The sequence below is a fragment of the Leisingera sp. MMG026 genome (assembly GCF_021654205.1).
Taxonomy (GTDB): domain Bacteria; phylum Pseudomonadota; class Alphaproteobacteria; order Rhodobacterales; family Rhodobacteraceae; genus Leisingera.
In genome coordinates, this window is record NZ_JAKFZM010000048.1 from 1 (window position 1) to 17,723 (window position 17,723).

General features: G+C 62.2%; 16 protein-coding genes, 1 tRNA gene and 1 pseudogene. 6 read left to right on the plus strand and 12 right to left on the minus strand.

Going from position 1 to position 17,723, the window contains the following annotated elements:
* The 8 genes and pseudogenes from L1069_RS19790 to L1069_RS19825 form a co-directional block, all read right to left on the minus strand.
* Positions 1–208: pseudogene (locus tag L1069_RS19790) on the minus strand (integrase); the annotation flags it as partial.
* 344 nt (positions 209–552) lie between these two features.
* Positions 553–1,533 (minus strand): agmatinase, encoded by a 981-nt coding sequence (locus tag L1069_RS19795; protein ID WP_237456806.1) that lies wholly within the window; start codon positions 1,531–1,533, stop codon positions 553–555.
* Complete coding sequence (locus L1069_RS19800; RefSeq protein WP_237456807.1) at positions 1,530–2,519, minus strand: arginase family protein; 990 nt, start codon at positions 2,517–2,519, stop codon at positions 1,530–1,532. Before L1069_RS19800 ends, L1069_RS19795 begins: the two co-directional genes overlap by 4 nt.
* Before the next feature lie 85 nt (positions 2,520–2,604).
* Positions 2,605–4,164 (minus strand): ABC transporter permease subunit, encoded by a 1,560-nt coding sequence (locus L1069_RS19805; protein WP_237456808.1) that lies wholly within the window; start codon positions 4,162–4,164, stop codon positions 2,605–2,607.
* The gene (locus tag L1069_RS19810; RefSeq protein WP_129372172.1) at positions 4,161–5,210 is read right to left on the minus strand and encodes a glycine betaine/L-proline ABC transporter ATP-binding protein; all 1,050 of its coding nucleotides are present in this window, start codon (positions 5,208–5,210) and stop codon (positions 4,161–4,163) included. Before L1069_RS19810 ends, L1069_RS19805 begins: the two co-directional genes overlap by 4 nt.
* A 77-nt stretch (positions 5,211–5,287) precedes the next feature.
* Positions 5,288–6,238, minus strand: a complete 951-nt coding sequence (locus L1069_RS19815; RefSeq protein WP_237456809.1) for a glycine betaine ABC transporter substrate-binding protein — start codon at positions 6,236–6,238, stop codon at positions 5,288–5,290.
* Between the two features lie 57 nt (positions 6,239–6,295).
* Positions 6,296–7,537 carry a Zn-dependent hydrolase gene (locus L1069_RS19820; protein WP_237456810.1) on the minus strand — a complete coding sequence of 414 codons (1,242 nt, stop codon included), beginning with the start codon at positions 7,535–7,537 and terminating at the stop codon, positions 6,296–6,298.
* On the minus strand, positions 7,534–8,439 hold the full coding sequence (locus L1069_RS19825) for an arginine deiminase family protein (protein ID WP_237456811.1): 906 nt from the start codon (positions 8,437–8,439) through the stop codon (positions 7,534–7,536). The genes L1069_RS19820 and L1069_RS19825 overlap by 4 nt, the downstream gene beginning before the upstream one ends.
* Positions 8,440–8,555: 116 nt before the next feature.
* On the opposite strand from L1069_RS19825, the gene L1069_RS19830 reads away from it, so the two are divergent.
* Positions 8,556–9,491 (plus strand): LysR family transcriptional regulator, encoded by a 936-nt coding sequence (locus L1069_RS19830; protein WP_237456812.1) that lies wholly within the window; start codon positions 8,556–8,558, stop codon positions 9,489–9,491.
* A 461-nt stretch (positions 9,492–9,952) separates the two neighbouring features.
* Here the strand turns inward: L1069_RS19830 and L1069_RS19835 are convergent.
* The 4 genes from L1069_RS19835 to L1069_RS19850 all read right to left on the minus strand — a co-directional run bounded on the left by L1069_RS19835 (position 9,953) and on the right by L1069_RS19850 (position 13,728).
* Positions 9,953–10,029, minus strand: a tRNA-Arg gene (locus tag L1069_RS19835).
* Positions 10,030–10,129: 100 nt separating this feature from the next.
* A complete protein-coding gene (locus L1069_RS19840; RefSeq protein ID WP_237456813.1) occupies positions 10,130–11,515 on the minus strand; it encodes a HAMP domain-containing sensor histidine kinase in 1,386 nt (461 codons plus the stop codon).
* A 15-nt stretch (positions 11,516–11,530) separates the two neighbouring features.
* On the minus strand, positions 11,531–12,949 hold the full coding sequence (locus L1069_RS19845; protein ID WP_134828816.1) for an FAD-dependent oxidoreductase: 1,419 nt from the start codon (positions 12,947–12,949) through the stop codon (positions 11,531–11,533).
* A 2-nt stretch (positions 12,950–12,951) separates the two neighbouring features.
* Positions 12,952–13,728 (minus strand): VTT domain-containing protein, encoded by a 777-nt coding sequence (locus L1069_RS19850; RefSeq protein ID WP_237456822.1) that lies wholly within the window; start codon positions 13,726–13,728, stop codon positions 12,952–12,954.
* A gap of 374 nt (positions 13,729–14,102) precedes the next feature.
* Between L1069_RS19850 and rpmH the strand changes: the two genes are divergently transcribed.
* From rpmH to L1069_RS19875, 5 genes are all read left to right on the plus strand, one after another.
* Positions 14,103–14,237 (plus strand): 50S ribosomal protein L34, encoded by a 135-nt coding sequence (gene rpmH / locus L1069_RS19855; protein WP_008554144.1) that lies wholly within the window; start codon positions 14,103–14,105, stop codon positions 14,235–14,237.
* A gap of 23 nt (positions 14,238–14,260) precedes the next feature.
* Positions 14,261–14,686 carry a ribonuclease P protein component gene (gene rnpA, locus L1069_RS19860; protein WP_129372180.1) on the plus strand — a complete coding sequence of 142 codons (426 nt, stop codon included), beginning with the start codon at positions 14,261–14,263 and terminating at the stop codon, positions 14,684–14,686.
* A gap of 154 nt (positions 14,687–14,840) precedes the next feature.
* Positions 14,841–15,071 carry a membrane protein insertion efficiency factor YidD gene (yidD, locus tag L1069_RS19865; RefSeq protein WP_237456823.1) on the plus strand — a complete coding sequence of 77 codons (231 nt, stop codon included), beginning with the start codon at positions 14,841–14,843 and terminating at the stop codon, positions 15,069–15,071.
* 55 nt (positions 15,072–15,126) lie between these two features.
* On the plus strand, positions 15,127–16,014 hold the full coding sequence (gene ttcA / locus L1069_RS19870; protein ID WP_134828814.1) for a tRNA 2-thiocytidine(32) synthetase TtcA: 888 nt from the start codon (positions 15,127–15,129) through the stop codon (positions 16,012–16,014).
* A gap of 66 nt (positions 16,015–16,080) precedes the next feature.
* Positions 16,081–17,628 (plus strand): bifunctional diguanylate cyclase/phosphodiesterase, encoded by a 1,548-nt coding sequence (locus L1069_RS19875; RefSeq protein ID WP_237456814.1) that lies wholly within the window; start codon positions 16,081–16,083, stop codon positions 17,626–17,628.
* Positions 17,629–17,723 lie beyond the last annotated feature (95 nt).

Sequence of the window (17,723 nt, forward strand, 5' to 3'; positions counted from 1 at the left end):
TACTCAGTTTCACCAGATCGCATCCGCGAAGCTTGCTATCAATTGCCACATTGAACAGCGCAAGATCGCGCAGGTTGCCCGCCAGTTCGAGCCGCGCGCGGATCGCCCAGACCTGTTTCGGCAACAGTGGTCGTTTCTGGCCGATGATCCGGCCCTTGTTCCAGGCTCTTCGTTTCGGGGTGACAGCGGGAAGTTGGACTCTTGGCATAGTTTGCCCTCCAATCCTCCCGCCAAACCCAGACATCAGCACAGCGCTGACGCCTCAGTTTACTGGTGGTTTGAATGACCGTTGTCAGGTTGTGTGTTCTTTGGGAAACGCCGCGGATGCATTGGGCCGGTCTGAGCCCAAACCACCGGGTGCTGCTCAATGCACGAAAGGTCAGAAATCGAGCAAAGTTGTCCTTGGCCGTGGCTGCGTCAGCCCAAGGGAATCTTCTTCGTTCGTTTGATCTTCTTCAGAGCGGCAACTAAAGAGCGGGCATTCGAGTTCAACGTTTCTTTACTGGCCGTTCAACCATCGACCCATTCTTGGGATGCAATATTTTTTTTGGCTCATCCCATTCGCAGCGCCAGGGCCTGCGACAGCACGCACATCAGTTCGAACATCAGTGACACTCCCAGCCATGCGGTACCGCCGGACTCGTCAAAGGGCGGCGACACTTCCACCAGATCGGCGCCGATCAAGGTGACGCCCGCCAGTTCGCGGATCACCTGCTGCGCCTGAAAGCTGTTGGGGCCGCCGATTTCCGGCGTACCGGTGCCGGGGGCATAGGTGGGATCGATAAAATCGATGTCATAGGTGCAATAGGCGGGCTGGCTGCCCAGAATGCTGCGCACCTCTGCCATCACCTCCTTGATGCCGCGGTCGAACAGCTCTTCCACGCGGATGATGCGGATGCCCTGCTCCAGGCCCCATTCGATGTCCTCAGTGTTATAGGCGGTGCCGCGGATACCGACCTGGACAAAGCGTTTCGGGTCAACCAGCCCTTCTTCCACCGCGCGGCGGAACGGGGTGCCGTGGGTGTATTTGCAGCCGCCGAAATAGCTGTCGAAGAGGTCAGTGTGGCTGTCGAACTGGACCAGCCCCAACGGGCCGCCCTGGGCCAGAGCGCGCAGGATCGGTAAGGTAATCAGGTGATCGCCGCCCGCGGTCATCGGGGTGATGCCCTGCTGTTTCAAGCCGGTGTAAAAGGCGGTGATGCGGTCCAGATTGTCCGGGATGTCCACCGGGTTGGGCGGCACGTCGCCCAGGTCGGCGCAGTTGACGGCGGCGAAGGGGCTGATGCCGGTGACCGGGTTCATCGCCCGGATCATGGTGGAGTAATCGCGCAGCTGCCGCGGCCCGTGGCGGGCGCCGGGGCGGTTGGTGGTGCCGCCATCCCAGGGCACTCCCACCAGCCCCATCTGCACGTCGCTGAAACGGGGGTGCTCTGGCGTCAGCAACGGCAGCCGCATGAAGGTGGGCACCCCGGCAAAGCGCGGAAGGTCCATGGCTGAGACCGGCTGAAAGAAGGTGTCGCCTGGCTGGGTCATGCTGTTGCTCCGTTCTTCACGTTTTCCGCAATCATCGAAATCATCTCGAACATGATGGCCGAGGCGGTCAGGGCGGTGATTTGGTTCGGGCTGTCCTTGGTCGGCATCATACAGACGATATCGCCGCCAACGATATTCATGCCGCGCGCGCTGTGAAGCAGCGCCACGGCTTCGTCGATATCAAACCCCTTTTCGCCCGGCTCCAGATTGGACACTGCCGGCGCAATCGCAGGGTCAAGGCAATCAAGGTCAAAGGTGATGTAGACCGGCTTGCCCGCCATCACTTCCCGGATCTGCGCGATCACGTCCTCCAGCCCGCGTTTGCGGAATTCCTTCATGGTGACGATGTTGTAGCCGTAGTCATAAGACGGCTGCAGCCAGTCGAGCGTGCGGGGATGGCCGCGCAGCCCAATCTGCATGGAACGATGCGGGTCTACCTTGCCCTGATCAGCCAGATAGGCGCCCCAATGAGCGGCGGATTTCTTGGCGCCCAGGAAGTGGTCGACTTTGGTGAAGACGTCCGTATGGGCATCGAAATGCAGGAAGCAGACCGGCTCGCCCTTGGTGATCTGGCCGCAGCCGATAGCCTGCACGATGCCGCCGGTGATCGAGTGGTCGCCACCGACAGAGACAGGCCGGGCGCCTGCGGCATCGACCTTCTGGTAGAAGCGGGTGATCTGCTCGATGCAGTCTTCGTTGTCATTGGCGCGCGGGAAAGGCACATCGCCGACATCGGTGATTTTGGCGGCTTCCCAGGGGTTCAGCTGGAATTCACCGTGCATCCGCCGCCCGACCGCCGAAACATTGCGCAGCGCCCGCGGGCCCAGATGCTGGTCGCGCTCGGTGGTGCCGTTGCCGGTGGAATGGGGCACGCCAACCAGGGCGATATCCTGGCCCTGCGGGCCTTCATTGGGGCAGCGGAACAGGGTGGGGATGCCCCACCAATAGAGGTTCTCCATCATGGATTTCAGGTGTTCGTCAGCCATGAGCAGTCTTTCGGGGTTAGAGGGAAAAGGGCCCCGATGCCAAAGTTGCGGCACCGGGGCAGTCCGGGACAGCCCGGGGGAGGGTTCAGTTTTCGCCGGATCTCCTGCGGTAGGCGCCCTGTGCGATACGGTCAATCACCATGGCGCAGAGAAGGATGGCGAGACCGCCCAGCAGACCCTGGCCCTTGGCCGCGTATTGCAGCGCTTCCAAGATCAGGGCGCCTAAGCCTTCGGCACCGATCAGCGAGGCGATCACCACCATCGACAGCGACATCAGGATGGTCTGATTGATGCCGGTCATGATCGAAGGCAGTGCCAGCGGCAGCTCGACATTGAGCAACAACTGGCGGCGCGAGCAACCGAATGCGACGGCGGCTTCCTTGGTCGTCTCTGGCACGCCGCGCATGCCCAAAGCGGTCAGGCGAATCACCGGCGGCATGGCAAAGATCAGCGTTGCCAGCACACCCGGCGGCTTGCCGGTGCCAAAGAAGGCGATGATCGGGATCAGGTAGACGAAAGCGGGCATGGTCTGCATGAAGTCCAGCACCGGTTCCGCGATGGCATAGGCACGTTTGGACTTACCGAACCAGATGCCCAGCGGAATGCCGATTGCCACACACAGAAAGGCGCCGGCACCAATCAGCGCCACAGTGATCATTGCCAGCTCCCACAGCCCCATGAAGGCGAGGTAAGCAAGTGAGGCAGCGGTAAAGATCGCCACCCGCGGCCCGGCCAAGCGCAGCGCCATGATGACGGTTACAAACATCACCACCGGCCAGGGGGTCTGAATCAGCAGCACCTCCAGCCCGTCCAGAACCCAGCGGATACCCGCGGTCACCCCGTCGAACACATTGCCAAAGTTGTTGGCCAGCCAGTCGAACCCGGCATCGCCTTTCTTGGACAGCGCGGCGAAGTATTCCCTGCCGACCGGGAATTCGGTGATCGGCAAGCGTTCCCCCAGCAGCCCGCCGGTGACGCTGGCCATCGCCTCATCCGGCTTGGCGACGGTGAAGCGCACGAGCGTCAGCGGCCAGATTGCCAGCAACCCGATGGCACCGAAGATCAGCCCGCTGCGGTTCATGCCTGACTGTGCCTTCTGACCCGAACGCCAGCGCAGATACTGTGCCTCAAATGCGGTGTTGGCATAGAAACCTTCAGCCAGCTTGATCGCAACCATCAGCGCGAGGCCGGTCAGAAGAATAGCGATTGCGGTGCTGTTGGCAGCATTGGCAGCCTCCAGCGCCTTGTCGGCGGCGGCGCGCAGGTTATCGGCAATCTTCAGCTTGGCAGCCGCGCCGGCGGCGTCCCCGGCGGCGGTCAGATCCGCGGCCTGGGCCTCGCGTTTGGCGATGTTGGTGAGCAGCCGCTCATAGCGGACCAGATGTTCGGCGCCCAGCTCCCCCCACAGGCCGCGGCCGATCTGCACGAGGGCAAACAGCTCCAGTACCAGGAACATCCAAAAGAAGCCCCAGGCGCCGCGCGCAGCCCCCCACAGCGGACCGCAGATAGCGGCCATGGCGTTCCAGGACCAGGCAAAGCCGGTCTTGCCCTGGATACGGGCAAATTCGCGGGCATAGTACGGCCCGTTTTCAACCGCGAACTCTTCGACACTGAGACCGCGTGATTCAAACAAAGTATCCTTCATGCCTTGCCTCCCTGAATGCCCTTCAGCAGCGTGGCGCGGTCGACGACGCCGATGTCGGCGCCATCGTCGCCGGTGATGACAATCACGTTCTCTGTTGAGGTCGCGATATCGATCAGCTGGTCCAGATCGGTGCCGTGATGCGCCCGCGGGCTTTCGTCGAAATCCACCGAGCGGGTAGGTGCGTATTCGCTGATCGGCACCATGATTGAATGGGCAAAGACCAGTTTCAGTTTCGAGATGCCCTCGACAAAGTCGCGCACGTAGTCGTCGGCAGGCTGGGTGACGATTTCTTCCGGCGTGCCGATCTGCACGATGCGGCCGTCCTTCATGATGGCGATGCGGTTGCCGATCCGAATCGCCTCATCCAGATCGTGGGTGATGAAGACGGTGGTTTTGTTCAGCTCAGCCGAGAGCTTCATGAACTGGTCCTGCAACTGGCGCCGGATAAGCGGATCGAGTGCCGAAAAGGGCTCGTCCATCAAAAGCACATCGGGATCCGACGCCAATGCCCGGGCCAGCCCGACCCGCTGCTGCATACCGCCTGACAGCTCACGCGGGAAACGGTCTTCGAAACCGGTGAGATTGACCTTGTCCAAACAGCGCTGGGAGACGTCCCAGCGGGTGGATTTCGGCTCGCCGCGCACCTGCAGCGGAAAGCCGACATTGTCGCGCACGGTGCGGTGCGGCAGCAGCGCCATATGCTGGAACACCATGCCGATGTTCATCGCCCGCATTTCGCGCAAGGCAGCGTCTGGCAGGGTCAGCATATCCCGGCCCATCACCGAGATATTGCCCGCAGTAGGCTCAATCAGCCGGTTCAGGTGGCGTACCATGGTGGATTTGCCGGAGCCCGACAGCCCCATCACGCAGAAGATCTCGCCGCGCTTCACCTCAAAGGACACATCGGCGATGCCGACCACACAGTTGAATTCCGCCAGCACTTCGGCCTTGCCCAGGCCGCGCTCACGGATCGCCGCCATCGCGGCATCGGCATTGTTGCCGAATATTTTCCACACGCCGTCCAGCGTGATCACATTGTCAGTCATCAGTTCAGTCTCCGGATGTCCCGGTTCGTTTGGCGGGCAGCGCTGCCGCCCGCCTGTGGCCCTTGGGTTCCGGCAGTTTACTGGAACCAGGAGTCCACCAGATCGGCGTTTTCATCGACCCATTTGCGGGCGAATTCAGCCGGATCCTGGCCATCCACCGACAGCGCATAGACCACCGCGTTCACCTGCTCCGTCGTCAGCCTCACCTTGCCCAGCATTTCCGCTGCTTCGGGCTGGCTGTCGGAGAGACCAGCGGCATAGAACACATGCAGCTTGGCTGCGTCCCAAGCTGAGCCCGCTTTGGAGTTCTCCAGCCAGTTTGGGTCATCGGTCGGCTGTTTTACGTCCCATTCACCGGCGTCGTAGGCGGGCTCGCTCAGCGGAACCAGATCATAGAGCGAGAACATGTGGTGCGGCGTATAGCAGTAAAAGACGATGTTCTGACCCTGCGCCACCGCGTTGTCGACCTGGGCCAGCGCCAGGGTTTCGTCCATTTCCATCAGGTTCATGGTTTCGGCGTAGCCATAGGATTTGGCGCGGATCTTTTCGACATTGGTCGAGGCCCAGCCTGCGCCGCCAATCCACATCTCGCCGCGTCCGTCGCCGTCTGTGTCAAAGTTGGCGGCCATGTCCGGATCGGTCAGATCGCTGAGCGCCAAAATTCCGGTACGCTCCTGAGTGTCTTTTGTGACGCAGATCTGCTGGTCGGACAGTACCGCGTTCGGGTTCAACGCCACGGTGCCCTTGCCGGAAACGAAGGTGTCATGGAGGTTTTGCTGATTGGGCAGCCAAACCTCCGGGTGCACATGCATAGCGCCGGAATCCATTGCCTCGAAGATGATCGGGTTTGTGCCGTTCTGCAGCTCCACCGAGAGGCCCAGATTGTCCTCCAGAGCTACCTTCAGGATGTGCGCAGTGCCACGGACAGAGGCCCAGTTCGGCACCCCGATCACTACATCCTGCGCCATGGCAGTGCTGCCGAGGGCGGCGGCCAATGTGGCGGCTGCCAGAGTCTTTGTCGTCTTCATGTTTCTTCTCCCATGTTGGTTGACCACTTTGTTTTTGATTGTGCGTCCGGCGCGTGATCAGGATGCCAGGACCATTTGTCTTGAAAGGGTCAGGGCGGCTTGCAACAGCACGTTGCAACCGGCCTCCAGGTGGTCAGGATCGGCCCATTCGGCTTCGTTATGGCTGAGCCCGTCGCGGCAGGGCACAAAAACCATCGCGGTGGGCACCTTGCGGGCGACTTGGCAGGCGTCATGGCCTGCGCCCGACACCATCCGGCGCCAGGGCAATCCGCTGTTCTTGGCCGCGGCTTCGATTACGCCGACACAGTTACCGTCGAACTTCACTGACGGGTTGTGCCAGATCATGTCCAGCACGACCTTTGCCTCTTGCTCCTCGGCGGCGGCGCGGCGGATGGCGTTGTCCATGCCGCTTAGAACCGCGTCGTCGGGATGGCGGACGTCGATGGTAAAGCGCACTTCGCCAGGGATGGTGTTGCGGGAATTGGGGCTGACGTGCACCTCACCCACGGTGCCGACGCCGTCGGGGCCATAGGCCAGGGCGATCCGCTGCACCTCCTGAACCAGCCGCGCCGCCGCCACCAGCGCATCGCTGCGCCCTTGCATCGGGGTGGAGCCGGAATGGGCATCACGCCCGGTGACGGTGACATCATACCAGCGCTGGCCCTGGCCGCCGGTGACCACACCTATCACCTCTTCATTGGCTTCCAGCACCGGGCCCTGCTCGATATGGCCTTCCAGAAAGGCGCCGAACTGGTGGGCGCCGCAGGGTTCGGAGCCTGCATAGCCGATCCGCTCCAGCTCATCGCCAAAGCTCAAGCCCTCGGCGTCTTCGCGGCTGAGGGCGAATTCCAGATCAAACAGCCCGGCATAGACGCCCGAGCACAGCATGGCGGGCGCAAAGCGGGCGCCTTCCTCGTTGGTCCAATTGACGATTTCGATCGGGGCATCGGTTTCCAACCCCAGATCGTTCAGCGTGCGAACCACCTCCAGGCCCGCCAGCACGCCATAGACACCGTCGAACTTGCCGCCATGCGGCTGGGTGTCCAGATGGCTGCCGATGGCGATGGGCAGGGCATCCGGGTCGCGGCCCTCGCGGCGGGCAAACATGTTGCCCAGCCGGTCGTAGGTAACGGTGCAGCCTGCGTCCTCGCACCAGCGGGTGAACAGTTTGCGCGCCTTCAGATCGCCGTCCGACAGCGTCAGCCGGCCGCAGCCGCCGCCCGGCAGGGCGTCAATCATGGCCATCTCCATGATGCTCTGCCACAGCCGGGCGCCGTTTATGCGGTGGTTGCTGCTCATGCGCTTTGCGGGGCGTCTTCGCGGCAGAGCGCCTGGCTCAGGCAATGGACGCCGCCGCCGCCCAGGGTGAACATCGACATGTCGGGGTCGTAGACCTCGAACCCAAGTGCGCGCATCTTGGCGTTCAGATCCTTGGCGCCGGCCATCGACAGCACCTTGCCGTCCCCCAGTGCAACCAGGTTCACGCCCAGGTTCTTGGCCTCGGCATAAGAGACGTCGACGATCTCGATGCCCCAGCCCTTGACGATGTCCACCAGCCAGGGTTCCATTGCGTCGATACAGGCCACTGCCAGTTTCTCCGCCAGCGGAACAATCAGCCCGTCCATATGCACAAATTCGCGGCTGATCGGGGCCACCACGGCCTCCCAGCCCTCGGCGCGGACAAACTCGGCGACCTGTTCGGAACCTTCTTTCTCGGAGCGCTCACCGCAATAGCCGATCAGCACCCGGCCCGGCTCGATGATGTTGAAGTCGCCGCCCTCGAAATGGCCCGCGGTGGCAAACTTCCAGATCGGGATATCGTTTTCCTGATAGAATTTGATCGCGGTGGCGTAATCCGCACGGCGGCATTTCAGCTGCATATGGCAGATCAGCGCGCCCCAGGGCGTCATGGCCGAGCTGTCGCGGGCAAAGAAATTGCGGTGCAGCACCTCGTCGCTGTCCAGATAGTGGCAGGTGACACCCGCTCCCTCTAAGACCGATACCATCTCCGAGTGCTGCTTCATCGCCAGCTGCAGATCGAACTGCACGCCGGTCTTATCGGCATTGGCCAGGGTGCGGCCGATCAAGGGGCCGGCCTCGACCCATTTGAAATACTCCGGCTTGCCCAGCAGAACATCCGTCAGCTTGGCATAGTCGTTGTTGATCCCCCAGCGCTTGGCCATTGCAGTGCTTGCATCCATGCTGCTCAACCTCCCCGTCATTACATGCTTGGCAAACAGGATTGGCCGGGTTTTGTTTTTATTAAACCACAAACTAAAGGACTTAACTTTTACGTTTTTACAAGTATGGTGAGCTCATGCTGCCACCCGCCCTTTCCAAAGCCGATTTGCACCTGCTCTACGTGTTCTGCACGGTGGTGAAGGCGCGCGGATTTTCGGCGGCGCAGATCACTTTGAATGTCTCAGCGTCGACCATATCGCGGCAGATTGCCGATCTAGAGACCCGGCTGGGCATGCGCCTGTGCCAGCGCGGCCGCAAGGGGTTCCGGCTGACCGACAAAGGCGAGATCGTCTATGCCGCCTCGCACAAGCTGTTTGCAGCGCTGGACCAGTTCGGCGAGACGGTGGACGGCACCCGCGGCAAGCTGGTGGGGCGGCTTTCGGTGGCGGCGATCGACAACTGGGTGTTCAACAACGAGGCGCCGATCATGGGTGCCTTGGGCGAATTCACCCGGATTGCGCCGCAGGTCGAGGTCGAAATGCATTCCCTGGCGCCGGATGACATTGAGATGGCGGTACAGGATGCGCTGATCGCACTGGGGGTTGGCGTGTTTCATAAGCACAAGCCCGGTTTGATCTATGAGACCTTGGGGTTCGAGCGGATCGGACTTTATTGCAGCCGCGGGCATCCGCTGTTCACGGCTGACACCCCTGCTCAGGTTGAGGATTTTCTGCCCCAGGCCAATTTCTGCAAGCGGGCCTATCTAAACGAAGACCTGGTGGCCCCGGTTTCGCGCGGGCTGCCCTCCAACGCCAGCGCGCATCAGATCGAAGGCATTGCCATGCTGGTCCTGACCGGCCGTTATATCGGCTACCTGCCGGAAAGCTTTGCCAATATCTGGGTGCGCGAAGGGCGGGTGCGCTCTGTGGGGGACGGCATGTTTGACCTGAAGTCCGAAATCAAGCTGGTGCGCAAGCGCGGCGTGGAGCCAAACCTTGTCGTGAAAACCTTCATCAAGCTTGTGAAGAAAAGCTGCGGGCCACTTAGACAAGAAAATTCACAAGTTAGTTGAGACACTAAAGACTTGGTCAAGGCGGTACTTCCTTCGGACGGCGGAGGTCAATTTGTTACCTAGCCGAAAGTCCACTCTTTAAAACCGAAACTGGCAGCTCGCTTTTGCAGAGAAGCCCCACTTCCCGTTTGAGGGGCCGTCAGCCGCAGTCGCAAAGCGGATGATCCTGCCGTTGGAGCGTGCGCAGCAAAAGGCAGCTTTGTCCGGCGACCCGTAAATCTGCCGTCTCAAGTTTTCTGCATGGTCGACGAACGGCCGGTCTTCCCGCTGCCCTGCGGCGCTGACATCCGAGCGCCTGCGGCAAATCTCGCGCTGCGCGCGCTCTCAGCAAAGAAATCCAAGGTACAGGTTGGGCTCTTTTGGCACCTTCGCTGCCTACCGCATGAACGTTCGTTTTCTGGGTTTGGGTCAGAAACCTGACAAGAAGGTCAGCTTTGCTTGGCATTCGACAATAGAAAAAGTGGCGGACCGAGGAGGATTCGAACCCCCGACCCCTTGATTCGTAGTCAAGTACTCTATCCAGCTGAGCTATCGGTCCACTGCGGCGGGGTGTAATCATAGCGCTGGAGAGTCGCAACCCCAAAACCCAAAATTAGTTTCCTCCAGCCTGCATATTCCCGTCAGCCTGCTTGCCACGGTCAAATCGTGCCGTCGCCCTTGGGCAGGCAGATCTCGAATGCCGTGCCGTCCGGGCTGGTTTCCTTCAGCACGACCGATCCGCCATGGCCGCGGGCCAGCTCGCCCGCAATGGCCAGGCCCAGCCCGGTGCCGCCCTTGCGGGCACCGCCCTGGAACGGGGTGAACAGATTGTCCTGCGCTTTTTTCGGCAAACCGGGGCCGGTGTCGGCAACGGTGATGTACCAGGCGTCCTCTTCCTCGCGCGCGCCGACCGTGATCCTGCCCGGCTTGCCGGTGGCGGTGATCGCCTGACGGGCGTTGCGCACCAGGTTCATGACTATGCGGAACAGCTGTTCGGAATCGGCGCGCAGCATCATCGGTTTGGGCACTGCATTGACGATCTCAACCAATGCGCTGTCCGCGGCCAGCAGCTCGCTTTCGGCAATATCCGCTGTGATTTCATGCAGGCAGACCACTGCAAAGGTGGGCGACGGCTCCTCGGCGCGCCCGAACGCCAGAGTTCCCTCGCACAGGGAGACCGCGCGGGTGATCGAGTTCACCAGTTTCGGCGCCAGCCGCCGCACCAGGGGGTCCTCGCTCATCTCGATCCGGTCGGTGAACAGCTGCGCCGAAGTCAGGATATTGCGCAGATCATGGCTCACCTTGGCGACCGCGCCGCCCAGCTGGGCCAGCCGCTCGCGCTGCTTCAGCGCGTGGGTCAGCTCGGTCTGCAGCTGCATCAGCGCCTCTTCTGCCTCGCGCAGCTCCACCACGCTGGAACTCGGGTGGATGATGCCGCGCGCATCCTCAGGCGCCGCCGCATAGCGCTGCATATAGCCGACGACGCTTTTGATCGGTTTCACCAGCACAATCCGCACCGCAACAAACAGCAAAAGCGCCGTAAAAACCGAGATCACCGCCGACAGAACCAGGATCCGCACCCCGTAATCGATCATCGCCATCCGTAAGGGCGCAGTTTCCATGGTGACTTCGATCAATATCCCCGCATCGCGCACCGGTGCGCCGATTACCCGGATAATCTCGTTTTCCGGCCGGGACAGCCGCAGCACCGCATCCCGGATCAGAGTCATTGCCCCGGCCATCCGCAGATCATAGGTGCCGGTGATCTGCTGCGGAATCGGCGAGGCCAGCATCAGCTGGCGGATCTCGTCGCGGCGCAGCACGACGTTATAGACACCTGCGTTCTCCAAAAGCTCCGCTTCCAGTTCCGTCGCCAGCATGTCATCAGCCAGCAGCGCCAGCGACGCGATCTGCGCCCGCTGCAACCGGTCGGCCAGAAAATCCTCGCGGAACCGCGCAATCGAGGGCACAAAGATCAGGATCTCGGCCAGCATTACGAAGACCGTGGTCAGGACCAGAAATCTGCCCGAAAGCGTGTTGAGCATCCCGCCGCCTTTACCTCAAGGTATCCAGCGCTGCACCACGCGCACAGCGCGTTTCACAAAACCGCTCTCAAACAGCCGCGGGGTGAAATAGGCCCCGGCAACCCGTTTGTTAATCTCGCTGATGGAGGGGTAAGGCGCAACCATGGCTGCAATCTGGCTCATTTTCAAACGGTTGGCCAGCGCCATCGACCACAGGCCGATCAATTCCCCCGCCTGATGGCCTGCGATGGTGGCGCCTACGGGACGGCCCTTGAAAACCATTACCTTGATGAAGCCTTTGGTCCTGCGTTCGGCAATGGCACGGTCGTTGTGATGGTAATCGAACCGTGCCACCTCCAGTTTGACACCGTAGATATCCCGCGCCTGCGCCTCGGTCAGGCCGACCTGTGCCAGTTCCGGATCGGTATAGGTGGCCCAGGGGATATGGCTGGTCTTGGCCTTGGACGGCAGGCCGAACAGGGCTGAGCGGATAATTATGCCTGCGTGATAGCCCGCCACATGGGTGAATTGCAGCCCGCCGGCCACATCGCCGATGGCATAGACACGTTTGTTGGTGGTCAGCAGACTGCCGTCCACCTTGATGCCGTTGCCTTTGGTTTCAATCCCGGCGGCAGCGAGGTTCAGCCGCTCCATATTGGCCTTGCGCCCCACCGCCATCAGCAGGTGGCTGCCCTTGAACAGGCTGCCGTCCCTGGCCTCCACCTCAACCGCGCCGGCCTGACCGCCGATGCGCGAGACCATGGCGCCCTCGGCGATCTCCACACCTTCTGCGCGCAAGCTGTCCAGCACCAGCGCTGCGGCCTCCGGATCATCTTTGCCCAGCGCCTTCAGCCCTTCGATCACAGTGACCTTGCAGCCCAGGCGCACATGCGCCTGCGCCATCTCCATGCCGATCGGGCCACCGCCGATGATCAACAGATGCTCCGGCTTCTCGCGCAGTTCAAACAGGGTCTCGTTGGTCTCGTAAGGCACTTTGTCCAGCCCTGGGATCGGCGGCACCAGCGGCGAAGACCCCGTGGCGATCACCACCCGCCGCGCAATGATCCGGTGCGGGCCTGCTTCGACCTCTGTTGGCGAAACAAAGCGGCCGAACTCGCGGATCACCCGCACGCCAAGGCCCTCGAATCGTTCCTGGCTGTCGACCGGGGCGATGGTATCAATCACCGCCTGCACATGATCCTTGGCCGCGGCATAATCCACCTGCGGGTGCTGATCCGGCACACCAAAGGCTTGGGTATGCGCCTGGGCGTGCGCCGCCTTGCCGCTGGCCAGCAGCGCCTTAGAGGGCACACAACCGTAGTTCAGGCAATCGCCGCCCATCTTGTGGCCTTCCAGCAGCACAACCGACGCCCCCATCTGGCTGGCACCGGCAGCCGCTGACAGCCCGCCCGACCCGGCGCCGATAATCAGGAGATCACATTCTATGCGGCTCATGTTCAGGTATCCTTGCTGTTCTTGCCACGCAGGGTGCCGCGGACGGATTTGACCAGGATCGGCATTGCCGCCAGCACGCACAGGCCCAGAATAGGCCCGATCACATGCGGCTCCCACAACAGGCTCAGATCCGGGTCTTCACCGCGGTCGAACACCGACCCGACCCCGACCCCGATCCAGGTAAATACAATGGCGCCCGGAATAATCCCCGCCGCCGTGGTCCACAGGAAGTTGCGGAACTTCACACCGACCAGCGCGGGCAGCAGGTTGGCGACAAAAAACGGCACCGCCGGAACCAGCCGCAACAGCAAGAGCACCTCGACCTCGTTCTCGCGCAGCGCCTGTTTCAGCATCTGCACCCGGCCTTCTGCCGCTTCCATCCTGGCGGTCAGCGCGGCGCCCAGCCCCCAGCGCGCCGCCAGAAAGATGCCCGCCGCACCGATGGTGGCCGAAATCACGTTGACCGCGGTGCCCGCCGCCAGTCCGAACAGGAACCCGCCAGTGACCGAGGCCACCGCCGCACCCGGCAGCGAAAACAGCACGATCACAATGTAGAGCCCCATGAACAGCGCCACGAGACCAAGGTAATTCTGATCCCGGAACGCCATCAGCGCCTCGCGGTTGTCGCGCAGCGTGTCAAAACTCAGGTAGTCCTTCAACGTCACCGCCCCGATCAGTGCCACCACCGCGACGGCAATCAACGGCAGATGGCGGGCCATGCCCGGCTTGGCCGCAGGCTGATCCTTTGGCTCGGAATCGGTCTTGGGTGTCTCGCTCATATCGCTCATACGTCCGTCTCTGTGGCAGTGCAGTGTAGCTACGTGTTAAATGGCCCGCAGGCGAGGGTGGGCAGCCCTGCCTCACGGCTGCTTGATCGCTTGCCCCCGGATTCGTGAGGTTTGTGGCAGAATCACTGCCCGGATGTTACATCCGCCCTGCCCGGAGGCTGTTCCGGTGCGGTTTTTGGCAGAAATGTTGCACGCCAGGGTTCCGCGCCGCCATGCTTACAGGGGTTTTCTCACCCTAAAAGGTGTTTTCTCACCTCGCAGGGTTTGACTTACCCGCCGTTCCCTCCTAAAGACCGGGCTTCGAGATAGACCCCCGGGAGGCGATTCCGCGCCCTGCCCGAAGATACAATGTGGAGACCGGAGCGATGAAACGCACCTATCAGCCTTCGAACCTGGTTCGTAAACGCCGCCACGGCTTCCGTGCGCGCATGGCCACCAAAGCTGGCCGCAAGATCCTGAACGCACGCCGCGCCCGCGGCCGGAAAGAACTGAGCGCATAAGCTCAGTTCCAGTTCTGACGGACATGACACCGCCGGAGGCCCCCAAGGACGGCACTGCTGCCCGCGGGGACACGCCTCCGGCGGTGTCCGTTTGCGCAGCTGATGCGCCAAAGATCGAGGTCATGGCCAAGCGCCGTGATTTCCTTGCCTGTGCCCGCCCGCCTGCCCGCAAGCAGGGCACCAAGGGCATGATGGTCCAGGGCCGCAACCGCCAGGATAATGGCGGCATCCGCATGGGGTTCACCTGTTCCAAAAAGGTCGGCAATGCCGTCGCCCGCAACCGCGCCAAGCGCCGGCTGCGCGAGGCTGCACGGATGATTCTCCCCGCGCATGGCCGCCCGGGATGGGATTACGTGCTGATCGGCCGCGCGATGGAGACCGCCCAGCGCCCGTTCGAGGAACTGAAGCGCGACCTGATTTATGCGCTGAAAAAGATCCACGGCCAGTAAGCCAGAAAAAACCAGGCGCCGCGCATGTCCGCGGGAAGTCCGTGCCACTATGGCTGCAGTTTCTCCGGCCGATAGGCCGGACAGCACCCGACCCTCCCCACGGGAGGGCGCTGCCCTCATTGCCATGCGGCGCAGCTCACCCTATCTAACCCGCATGACCCCGCTGGCCCATATCCTCGCCCTGCCTGTGCGCGCCTACCGGCTGCTGTTCAGCCCCTGGGTCGGCTTCAACTGCCGCTACCAGCCCACCTGCTCGGCCTACGCGCTGGAAGCGCTGGAAAAGCATGGCGCAATCAAGGGCGCCTGGCTTACTGCCCGCCGGATCGGGCGCTGCCATCCGCTTGGCGGTGACGGTTATGACCCGGTGCCCGGCAGCAAGGACTGAAGCCGGAACACCTTTTTTTCTTGGCAAAACGCACTTCCTCAGCTAGGGCGCGCCCATGCTTGATGATGATCTGGACGAAATCCACCCGCTGTTTGCCGGCGCCCCCTCGACCACCGAGTTCAAGAAACTCAGGAAGCGCATTGTGCGCTATGCCCGTGAGGCGATCGACCAATACGGCATGGTGGAGCGCCGCACGGACGGCAGCACGCCCAAGTGGCTGGTCTGCCTGTCGGGCGGCAAAGACAGCTATACCCTGCTGGCGGTTCTTTATGAGCTGAAGTGGCGCGGCCTGCTGCCGGTGGACCTGCTCGCCTGCAACCTGGATCAGGGCCAGCCCGGTTTTCCGGCCACGGTGCTGCCGGAGTTCCTCGAAAAGATGGGCGTGCCGCACCGGATCGAATATCAGGACACTTATTCCATCGTGATGGACAAGGTTCCGCAGGGCCGGACATTTTGCGCGCTCTGTTCGCGCCTGCGCCGCGGCAACCTGTACCGTATCGCGCGCGAAGAGGGCTGCTCCGCCGTGGTGCTCGGCCACCACCGGGACGACATTCTGGAAACCTTCTTCATGAATCTCTTTCACGGCGGCCGGCTCGCGACCATGCCGCCAAAACTGGTGAACGAGGAAGGCGACCTCTTTGTGTTCCGCCCGCTGGCCCATGTGGCCGAGGCCGATTGCGAAAAATTCGCCCGTTCCATGAACTATCCGATCATCCCCTGCGACCTGTGCGGCAGCCAGGACGGGCTGCAGCGTCAGCAGGTGAAACAGATCCTGGATCAGTGGGAATCAAACAGCCCGGGCCGCCGCCAGGTGATGTTCCGCGCATTGATGAATGCCCGGCCTTCGCACCTGCTGGATCCGAAACTGTTCGATTTTGCCGGTTTGGAACTGAAGAACCCGGATTCCGGGCCGGAAATACCGGATATTCCCAAGCTGCGTTAACTCCCGGGTTAGATCAGCACCCTAGTCTCATGCCGGAACGACTGGCTGCAGACGAAAGGTCTGAGAATGACAAACACAGGATCAGGTCTCCTGGCACGGCTCCGGCAAACCCTTGCCCCGGCACTTTTCGGGCCGCCTGTGCTCGCTTTCCTGCCTGCCCTGACCCTGGCCACCTATTGGCTCGGCGGCGAAACCGCATTGCTTTCGGTGGCACTTGGCCTGCCGGTGCTGATTGCCGTCGCCGGCGGGTTCAGCAAACTGGGCGGCGGCGGCGGCCTGCCGCGCGACAGTGTCACCGGCATGATGCTGCGCGACGGGTTCGAGCATGAGACCGCGCGCATCTATGACGAATGCGCGGAAACGGATCTGCGCTCCGCGGTCTTCATCCTGGAACTGGACGATTACAAAGAAATGGCGGACCGGCACGGGCTTGAGGCCGGCGACCGTATCGTTCAGCACTGCGGCACGCAGATCGCCTCGATCCTGCGCCAGCACGATACAATTGCCCGGATCGGCGACAGCCGCTTTGCCATCTGCCTGGCCCCGACCCTGCAGCTGGATCTGGAATTGTGCATCCAGCTGGCCGGCCGGATGCAGACCGCCGCCGAGGAACCTGTGCCGCTGGATGGCACCAACATCTACGTGACCTGCTCCATCGGCTTTTGCCAGCGCAACCGGGCTCCGGGTAAGACCGGGTCCGACTGGACCGGCGCCGCCGTGACGGCCCTGGCCGAGGCGCAAAGCAATGGCCCGGGCGGCATCCGCGCCTTTTCGGTGGATATGTCCGGGCGCGGCGGGACCCGTTCCAACCTGCGTGAAGAGGCTGCTTCGGCCCTGGAATCCGGTCAGATTCAGGCTTGGTTCCAGCCGCAGATCTGCACCGACACCGGCCGGGTTTCCGGGTTCGAGGCATTGGCCCGCTGGTCGCACCCGGTGCAGGGGCTGATCCCGCCCTCGACTTTCCTGCCCGCACTGGAGGAAGCCGGGCTGATGGACCGGCTGAGCCAGGTGATGCTTTACAATTCCCTGGTGGCGATCAAGGCCTGGGATGCCGCCGGCGTCCAGGTGCCTTGTGTCGGGGTGAACTTTGCCACTCAGGAACTGCGCAATCCCGGTCTTGCAGGGCGCATCAAATGGGAGCTTGAACGATTTGAGCTGCCGCCCAGCCGCCTGTGTGTGGAGATCCTGGAAACCGTGATGACCGATCAGCCCGACGACGTGATCACCCGCAACATCCTCGCCCTCAGCGAAATGGGCTGCCACATCGATCTGGATGATTTCGGCACCGGCCATGCCTCCATCGCCGCGGTGCGCCGCTTCAGCATCTCCCGCATCAAGATCGACCGCTCCTTTGTGATGAAAGCGGATCAGGATCCGGAACAGCAGAAACTGATCTCCGCGATCCTTACCATGGCCGAACGGCTGGAGCTGGAAACCCTGGCCGAAGGGGTCGAAACCGCAGGCGAACACGCACTGCTGGCGCAGCTGGGCTGCGGCCATGTGCAGGGCTTCGGCATCGGCCGCCCGATGCCGTTCGACCAGACGCTGGACTGGATCACGTCCCATGAAGCCAAATTGCAGGACACGCCTGCGATCGGCCGCCAGACCCCCTGAATACTCAATTCCATTGATTTTCTGCTGCGCCAGGGCCCTATGCCGCCCCGGCGCGCCGCGATTCTGCTTGACCTTTGCGGCCCACCTCTGTTGAA

Excerpts from the sequence above, each read along its gene's own strand:
- L1069_RS19830 (WP_237456812.1), top strand. The coding sequence starts at position 8,556 with ATGCTGCCACCCGCCCTTTCCAAAGCCGATTTGCACCTGCTCTACGTG.
- L1069_RS19840 (WP_237456813.1), bottom strand. The coding sequence starts at position 11,515 with ATGCTCAACACGCTTTCGGGCAGATTTCTGGTCCTGACCACGGTCTTC.
- yidD (WP_237456823.1), top strand. The coding sequence starts at position 14,841 with ATGACCCCGCTGGCCCATATCCTCGCCCTGCCTGTGCGCGCCTACCGG.
- L1069_RS19805 (WP_237456808.1), bottom strand. The coding sequence starts at position 4,164 with ATGAAGGATACTTTGTTTGAATCACGCGGTCTCAGTGTCGAAGAGTTC.
- L1069_RS19815 (WP_237456809.1), bottom strand. The coding sequence starts at position 6,238 with ATGAAGACGACAAAGACTCTGGCAGCCGCCACATTGGCCGCCGCCCTC.
- L1069_RS19810 (WP_129372172.1), bottom strand. The coding sequence starts at position 5,210 with ATGACTGACAATGTGATCACGCTGGACGGCGTGTGGAAAATATTCGGC.
- L1069_RS19820 (WP_237456810.1), bottom strand. The coding sequence starts at position 7,537 with ATGAGCAGCAACCACCGCATAAACGGCGCCCGGCTGTGGCAGAGCATC.
- rnpA (WP_129372180.1), top strand. The coding sequence starts at position 14,261 with ATGACACCGCCGGAGGCCCCCAAGGACGGCACTGCTGCCCGCGGGGAC.
- L1069_RS19845 (WP_134828816.1), bottom strand. The coding sequence starts at position 12,949 with ATGAGCCGCATAGAATGTGATCTCCTGATTATCGGCGCCGGGTCGGGC.
- L1069_RS19795 (WP_237456806.1), bottom strand. The coding sequence starts at position 1,533 with ATGACCCAGCCAGGCGACACCTTCTTTCAGCCGGTCTCAGCCATGGAC.
- L1069_RS19850 (WP_237456822.1), bottom strand. The coding sequence starts at position 13,728 with ATGAGCGAGACACCCAAGACCGATTCCGAGCCAAAGGATCAGCCTGCG.
- L1069_RS19825 (WP_237456811.1), bottom strand. The coding sequence starts at position 8,439 with ATGGATGCAAGCACTGCAATGGCCAAGCGCTGGGGGATCAACAACGAC.
- L1069_RS19800 (WP_237456807.1), bottom strand. The coding sequence starts at position 2,519 with ATGGCTGACGAACACCTGAAATCCATGATGGAGAACCTCTATTGGTGG.
- L1069_RS19875 (WP_237456814.1), top strand. The coding sequence starts at position 16,081 with ATGACAAACACAGGATCAGGTCTCCTGGCACGGCTCCGGCAAACCCTT.
- ttcA (WP_134828814.1), top strand. The coding sequence starts at position 15,127 with ATGCTTGATGATGATCTGGACGAAATCCACCCGCTGTTTGCCGGCGCC.
- rpmH (WP_008554144.1), top strand. The coding sequence starts at position 14,103 with ATGAAACGCACCTATCAGCCTTCGAACCTGGTTCGTAAACGCCGCCAC.